At 29.8% G+C, this 1,055-nt stretch carries 1 protein-coding gene; it reads right to left on the bottom strand.

The window, feature by feature from the left end:
* Positions 1–17 precede the first annotated feature (17 nt).
* Entirely contained in the window at positions 18–950 is a 933-nt protein-coding gene (locus PTSHG_RS00010; protein ID WP_026088806.1) for an IS30 family transposase, read from the bottom strand.
* Between the last annotated feature and the right edge of the window lie 105 nt (positions 951–1,055).

Below are 1,055 nucleotides of genomic sequence, written 5' to 3'. Positions count from 1 at the left end.
AAATAATATTGCGACACTTACTCTAAACTAAGTTCGTGCATAAATATTTCAAACGGAGTTTGATAATTTAGACACTTCCTAGGTCTATTATTAAGCTCCATTATATTTTTAATTAAATCTTCAACTTCAATTTTAGCCAAATCTGTTTTCTTTGGATAATATTCTCTTAATAAACCATTTGAATTTTCGTTACTTCCTCTTTGCCATGCTGAATATGGGTCGGCAAAATAGAAGTCTATTCCCATATTTTCAATTTCTTTATAACAAGCAAATTCCTTACCTCTATCTGAAGTGAAACTTTTTAAAGCAAATTTTGGTAGAGATTTTATTAGCTTTTTCATAGCTTCAAGCATTGAATCTTTGCTTCTATCTTTCATCGGTAAAGCTATATAGAACCTTGATTTCATTTCAACGAAGGTTGCGAAGCATCCTTTGCTTTTTCCTCTTGATGACACAACAGTATCTAATTCCCAATGACCGAATTCTACTCTCTTTTTAACTATATTAGGTCTTTTTCTTATAGAGGTTCCAATATTAAACTTTCCTCTAGTTTCTTTAGACTTTCTTGATTTTCCTTTTCTTCTAAGTTTGCTTAGGTCGAATTCAATAAATCCTGAATAAATCCAATTATATATGGTTTTAAAAGAAACTATTCTAGCTAGCACGGTAGATGCTATCTGTTCTGGTGACCATCTAGAGTTTAGTTTATTTAGGATTATATTTTTTATGGTATCAGTATATTTAGTTTTTCTTCCTTTATGTGATGACTTATATCTCTTGTCTTTATCTGCATCTATTGCCTTGTAAGTTCCCTTGCATCTTTTTAGTTCTCTAGATATTGTTGAATGGTGAAAACCTAAAATTTTCGATATTCTTCTAGAAGAATATCCTTCTTTGTGTAAAACCTCTATCTTATTTCTTTCATTTAGTGTAAGATATTTATGACTCATATTGACCTCCGTGTGTGTTTTTGTCGTTACTAACATTTTACACGAAGTTAGTTAATATGAGTTTTTATTTTTTATTTAGTGTCGCATTTAATTTTACAACTTATC

The sequence above is a fragment of the Peptoniphilus senegalensis JC140 genome (assembly GCF_000321025.1).
In the GTDB taxonomy this organism is placed as follows: domain Bacteria; phylum Bacillota; class Clostridia; order Tissierellales; family Peptoniphilaceae; genus Peptoniphilus_A; species Peptoniphilus_A senegalensis.
This window is presented reverse-complemented; position numbering and strand designations above follow the sequence as displayed.

Coding starts and splice junctions, on each gene's coding strand:
- PTSHG_RS00010 (WP_026088806.1), bottom strand. CDS start 950: ATGAGTCATAAATATCTTACACTAAATGAAAGAAATAAGATAGAGGTT.